This window comes from Gammaproteobacteria bacterium (assembly GCA_003696665.1).
Taxonomy (GTDB): domain Bacteria; phylum Pseudomonadota; class Gammaproteobacteria; order Enterobacterales.
In genome coordinates this window covers 1-5,605 of sequence record RFGJ01000368.1, presented here as the reverse complement: position 1 = coordinate 5,605, position 5,605 = coordinate 1, and the positions used below count along the sequence as shown (strand labels likewise).

Sequence of the window (5,605 nt, the reverse complement as noted above, 5' to 3'; positions counted from 1 at the left end):
GGCAGCCGCGCAATACAACCAGAAAAAGGCCGCCGAATTGCTTTCACTGACCTATGATCAGTTGCGTGGCTACATAAGAAAGTACAAGATTCTTCAATCGGACAAATGAAAAGACAGCCAGTGCATCCTGCGGGAAGCCAAGTTATACTGTGCTCATCTGTTCAGGTCTCGGCTGGATTCCTCGTCCATATGCTATGAAACCTTGTCGATTACTCGCTGCTGTCGTACTGTCTACCGTTGTCTTGCTCGGGTGCCAGCCGAACAGCAACACACTGCGCACGAAGACGTTGGTTTATTGCTTTGAGGGTTCGCCAGCAACGCTCAACCCACAGCAAGCCACCGGCAGCCTGTCATTTGATGCCACAGTTGACATCATTTATGAAACGCTGATCTCGTACGATCAAACAAGCGGACGTTTCCGGCCGAAGCTGGCCACCCACTGGTCGATTTCACCAGATCAAAAACACTACACTTTTCATCTTCGAAAAAATGTTCAGTTTCATCACGGTTGGGGGTTCCAACCTTCTCGCTCATTGAACGCACAAGACGTTGTCTTCAGTTTTCAGCGTCAGCTCGACTCCCAACATCCTTTTCACAATGTTGGTTCAGCCGATTATCCTTATTTTCACACCAATCGGCTCCATCAGGTGCTTAAAGATATTGTCCAAATTGACCCTTATACTGTTGAATTCGTTCTTGAAAAACCGTTGCCTAACTTTCTCACCCTGTTAAGCATGGATTTTGCTATCATCCAGTCCGCTGAATATGCGGACTTTCGGATGCGCAACCGTCGCCTGTTTGATGACCAACCCATTGGCACGGGCCCATTTAGAATGACGAGCCACAAATCGGGGTTTTACCTACGGTATCAAAGGTTTGAACGCTACTGGGGAGATCCACCCTATTTTCAGAAGTTGGTCTTTGCCGTAAGCCCATCCCCCGCTGTGCGCTTGGGTCGGCTCATGACAGGCGAATGCGATCTGATGTCGCAGCCTCAGCCAAGACAATTGCTGACCCTGAAAAAAACACCGCAAATTAAAGTGTCTGAATTTTCGGACAACAGCATTTCATACTGGGCATTTAATGTGCTAAAGCCGCGGTTTTCAGACCCAAGAATACGCAAAGCGCTTGCGATGGCGGTTGACAGACAACGGCTGGTCGATATTGTCTACAACGGTACGGGTCAGGTGGCTCGTGGTCTGTTGCCAGAAAACTTTTTTGGTTTTGCGCCGGTTGTCGATATCACGCTTGACCCTGTTGGTGCCAAAACGCTTCTCAGGGCGTCTGGATGGGATTTCAGCCGCGAATTCGAGATCGTGGTACCGGATGTACAGCGCTCCTATAACCCAAACCCGCTGCAAACCGCTCAACTGATTCGTTATGATCTCTCAAAAATTGGGGTGAAAGCCAAAATCAAGGCGCTGCCATGGACCGCGTTGCTTCGCCATCTCAATCTTGGTCAATACGACACTGTTATCATGGGTTGGCGAGCAGACAACATGGACCCTGTGGACTTTTTGTATCCCATCGCCAGTTGTGATGGTCGAACGAGTGGCACCAATCGAGCATTATGGTGTCATCCTGATTTTGACAGACTGTTGATAAAAGCCCGTCAAACAACTGTCCATGAGGAACGACAGCGCTACCTTGTTGAGGCACAGCGGCTGTTTGTGCAAGACTTGCCGTGGTACCCCCTGGTCAGTGCCAATCGTTATGTGGCACATCAAGCCAGCATAAAAGGCATTCGTCATTCTGCCTCTGGTCGGATTCTATTTAAGAAAATTACGAGGACGCGGAAAAAGCCATGAGTCAACTGCCAAAAGCTTTCTTGCAACGATTGGCTTTGCTCGCAGGCTTGATCGTGGTGGCTTTCTTCGTCCACGAAAATCTGCAGCACACCGACGACGAGAGCATATTTGGTCGAGCTTGGCAATTTCTACGCGAAGTGCTGTCCGGTCACCTTGGCTACACACTTGACGGCCGACCGTTACTTTCGGAATTTCTTGAGCGACTACCATCTAGCTTGATTCTACTGGTCTTGGCCACGATGGTGGCTTGGGCAATTGGACTGCCTTTAGCCGTGACATTTGCCGCCCAGAAATATCAACAACGACGTCGCCATGCTGAATTGATTACCGGTATTCTGATGTCTTTGCCTGTATTCTGGATAGGCCAAATTTTGTTGATGACCGCTGCCACGCAAGCTGGTTGGCTACCCTTGGGTGGTGAACTTTCATGGGTGTATGAGGTGCCATCCGTCACAGGTGTTGCCCTGATTGATGCCATACTTTCTCATCCAGAACATAAATGGGAAATCATCTGGGATGCCATCACCCACCTCGTGCTCCCGGTTTCTGTAATGGCGCTGGCACCAACAGCTTATTTGCTTCAAGAATTCGGGGCACAAATGGAGCGCATCAGCCAGATGCCGTTTATTTTGGTGGCCAAGGCTCGGGGTATCACGCAACGTCAATTGATCTGGGGGCATCTATTGCCAAATGCAATGTTCCCAGTGTTAAAGGGGTTGCGAGTTCAATTCGCGTTATTGGTGTCAAATTTGATTATTGTCGAGACACTATTCCTGTGGCCGGGTGTCGGCTCATGGTTGGTTGAACTGGTCAAGAAACAAGAGACTCAGACAATACCAGGACTCATCATTTTGTTCGGAATATTTGTCCTTGTACTCAATTCCATCACCGAACTGTTACAACATTTTTGGGATCCTGAACGGCGGCGTTTATGAGCACTTACATCAACAAATACGGGGAAATCGAAGTCCGCTCACCTGCCAATGAAGTTTGGCAATGGTTCAAGCGTGACAATCAAGCGATGTTCGGTTTGTTGCTGTTGTCTCTTATCCTCACTTTCATCCTGCTCTCACCATTTCTGGCGCCCTATTCTCCGCTCAAACAGTTTCCAGAACAGGTCTTACTCCCGCCAGCTTGGGAGCCACATGGTGAATTAAGGCATTTGTTGGGAACAGATGAACTTGGTCGAGATCAGTTTTCGCGTATTTTGCTTGGCGGTCGGGTGACTTTGGGACTGGCGGCAACCGCCATTATGGGGGCTTTTTTGCTCGGTAGTATCGCCACTTTCCTCGTGATTCGTCTGGGGCGTGTCGCGACGGCGATCACCGATTTCATCATCAATTCGTTATAGTCGATCCCACCTCTGGTCTTAGCACTGATCAGCATGATGCTCACAGGTTTTGGTTTGCGCAGTGCGCTTGTCGCACTTTTAGTCGCTTACACCCCGATATTTTTTCGTGTGTTTCATCAAGAAATACGCAAACAAATGAAGGCCCCCTATGCGATTGCAGCGAAAATGGACGGTACTCCGACAATGCGGCTCATTTTTAGTCAAGTGTTGCCAACAGCCTTGCCAGCCGTAGTCAGTGAAAGTACCCGCATGACAACACTTTCTATCATTGATGTGGCAACGCTGGGATTTTTTGGATTTCTGTCGCAATCCGATTTCCCGGAATGGGGTAGTATGTTGGGCACGGGACAGAACTTTGCGTATCAAGCACCATGGCTTGTGTGGCTGCCCGGCATTGTGCTCGCCATCGCGCTACTTGCCATTCATCTTGTCGGCAGTGGCGTGCGGCGTGCCATCGAAAGGCAAAGAGGTTAAACCATGTCGCAATGGTTATTAGATGTGCGAGGACTCAATGTTTCCTTCCCGACACTTGACGGTGAGTCAAAACCCGTCAACGATGTCGTCTTTCGTCTGAAGCAGGGGGGAATCCATGGGCTGATTGGGGAATCTGGCTCCGGGAAAAGTGTCTTGGCTGCCGCAGTGCTCGGATTATTACCTGAACACTCCAATGTCAATGTCGACTTTTTCCAGTGGAAAGGACGTTCACTGATCAATGCCGACGGCAGCCTGCAAGTTGATGAGATTCGCAAGCATGCTGCCCTTATTTTTCAGGATCCCATTCAAAGTCTTGACCCTTTGAAAACCATTGGCGAACAATTTTATGAACACATTCAGGCGAAACACCCAAAGATGACTGCCCAGCAACTAAAAGAGAAAAGTCACGCCCTGCTCGATGATGTGGGATTGCCCCATGATGAAAGTTTACTGAAAGCCTTTCCCCGCCAATTGACAGAAGGAACTGCCCAGCGTGTTGCTATCGCCAACGCTATCGCCATGGAACCGCAACTCCTTATCGCCGACGAAGCCACCACTAATCTCGACATGATGCTTGAGCGACAAATGCTCAATTTGCTGCAAACCATTCATCGTCGGCTCGACACTACCATGCTCATCATTACGCATGACTTCGGACTGCTAAAAAAACTAACCGACATCACGTATGTGATGTATTGCGGGCATCTAGTCGAAGAGGGGCCAACAAACGAGATCATTGAGCACCCCTATCATCCTTATACAAGGGCGCTGGTGAACAGCAGTCAACGTTCGTTTGACAAATCTTATCGATTACAAGAAGTTCCAACCCTCCCCGGAACCATCCCTGCATTGACGCAATTGCCGCCTGGCTGTCCCCTAGGCCCACGCTGTCATCGAGCTGGACGTCCCTGCAGCCAAATGCCGACTTATACGGTAGAGGGTGAACGCAGCTATCGCTGTCATTTTCCGATTGAGTACCGACCATGAATGCACCTTTGTTAAATGCAGCAAGTCTGTCCAAAACATTTCAAATCAAAGATAGGCTCATCCGAGCCGTGAACAAAGTCAGCTTTCAATTGTCAGCGGGCGAAACCCTGGCCATTGTCGGGGACACCGGCAGTGGAAAATCGACTTTGGCCCGCATCATAACAGGACTTGTCCGGCCAGATGAGGGCCAGATACTACTCAATTCGAAAGACATTTTTAGCTATCCCATTGGTCTTTTGAGGCAAAAAATTCGCTATATCGCCCAAGATCCACGTTCAAGTTTCAGTCCAGCCGTACCGGTAGGTGAAACATTGCGCTTACCGCTCATTCACTTGTTGAAATTAAATGCCAACCAGGCGAACGAACGCGTTAAGGACGCACTTCAGCAAGTGGGCCTGGATCAAGAAGTTGCCCATTTTTACCCACACATGTTGTCCGGCGGCCAAATTCAACGCCTTGCCATTGCACGTGCACTGCTGACAAAACCAGATATCGTTGTGGCTGACGAACCACTCTCTGCACTCGATGTGTCCATTCAAGCTCAGATACTGAATCTGTTGCTCAAGCTACAAAGAGAAACCAATGTTTCTTTTCTTATTGTGAGCCACAACCTACAGACGGTGTATCAAATCGCGCATAAGGTGCTCGTGATGTACCAAGGTGTAGTCGTCGAACAAGGCGCCGTCGATGCTGTCTTTGCACACCCAGTGCATCCATATACCCGCTTTATCCTTGAACTTGCTACTCGCCCAGACATAGAACAATCGCAGTGGCGCCGCCACTCTCCGGTCATGGCAGCTAACCCTGACACGGCCTCCGAAAACGCTTGTGTCTATGTCAATTGTTGCCCCATCGCCACACCAAAATGCGGAGCGGAACGACCGCGTGAAATGCACTTAGATCAACAATGGGTTCATTGCCATTATGCCCAAGAGCTTGAGAACGATCTGGTCAATCCTGATCAATAAATAGCTATGCTACAATT

At 49.3% G+C, this 5,605-nt stretch carries 6 protein-coding genes; all 6 read left to right on the top strand.

The genetic code is table 11. The features are described 5' to 3' along the window. Nucleotides 1-194 precede the first annotated feature (194 nt). From D6694_09555 to D6694_09530, 6 genes are read left to right on the top strand one after another with little or no spacing between them, the layout of a single operon-like run. Complete coding sequence (locus D6694_09555; protein ID RMH40954.1) at nucleotides 195-1,808, top strand: ABC transporter substrate-binding protein; 1,614 nt, start codon at nucleotides 195-197, stop codon at nucleotides 1,806-1,808. Next, the gene (locus tag D6694_09550) at nucleotides 1,805-2,743 is read left to right on the top strand and encodes an ABC transporter permease (protein ID RMH40953.1); all 939 of its coding nucleotides are present in this window, start codon (nucleotides 1,805-1,807) and stop codon (nucleotides 2,741-2,743) included. The genes D6694_09555 and D6694_09550 overlap by 4 nt, the downstream gene beginning before the upstream one ends. After that, complete coding sequence (locus tag D6694_09545) at nucleotides 2,740-3,159, top strand: hypothetical protein (GenBank protein ID RMH40952.1); 420 nt, start codon at nucleotides 2,740-2,742, stop codon at nucleotides 3,157-3,159. Before D6694_09550 ends, D6694_09545 begins: the two co-directional genes overlap by 4 nt. Nucleotides 3,160-3,192: 33 nt before the next feature. After that, nucleotides 3,193-3,633 (top strand): ABC transporter permease subunit, encoded by a 441-nt coding sequence (locus D6694_09540; protein RMH40951.1) that lies wholly within the window; start codon nucleotides 3,193-3,195, stop codon nucleotides 3,631-3,633. 3 nt (nucleotides 3,634-3,636) lie between these two features. Then, nucleotides 3,637-4,620 carry an ABC transporter ATP-binding protein gene (locus tag D6694_09535; GenBank protein ID RMH40950.1) on the top strand — a complete coding sequence of 328 codons (984 nt, stop codon included), beginning with the start codon at nucleotides 3,637-3,639 and terminating at the stop codon, nucleotides 4,618-4,620. Next, nucleotides 4,617-5,588, top strand: coding sequence for an ATP-binding cassette domain-containing protein (locus D6694_09530; GenBank protein ID RMH40949.1), 972 nt, complete (start codon nucleotides 4,617-4,619; stop codon nucleotides 5,586-5,588). The genes D6694_09535 and D6694_09530 overlap by 4 nt, the downstream gene beginning before the upstream one ends. Nucleotides 5,589-5,605: the final 17 nt, after the last annotated feature.

Coding starts and splice junctions, on each gene's coding strand:
- D6694_09555 (RMH40954.1), top strand. CDS start 195: ATGAAACCTTGTCGATTACTCGCTGCTGTCGTACTGTCTACCGTTGTC.
- D6694_09545 (RMH40952.1), top strand. CDS start 2,740: ATGAGCACTTACATCAACAAATACGGGGAAATCGAAGTCCGCTCACCT.
- D6694_09535 (RMH40950.1), top strand. CDS start 3,637: ATGTCGCAATGGTTATTAGATGTGCGAGGACTCAATGTTTCCTTCCCG.
- D6694_09540 (RMH40951.1), top strand. CDS start 3,193: ATGATGCTCACAGGTTTTGGTTTGCGCAGTGCGCTTGTCGCACTTTTA.
- D6694_09530 (RMH40949.1), top strand. CDS start 4,617: ATGAATGCACCTTTGTTAAATGCAGCAAGTCTGTCCAAAACATTTCAA.
- D6694_09550 (RMH40953.1), top strand. CDS start 1,805: ATGAGTCAACTGCCAAAAGCTTTCTTGCAACGATTGGCTTTGCTCGCA.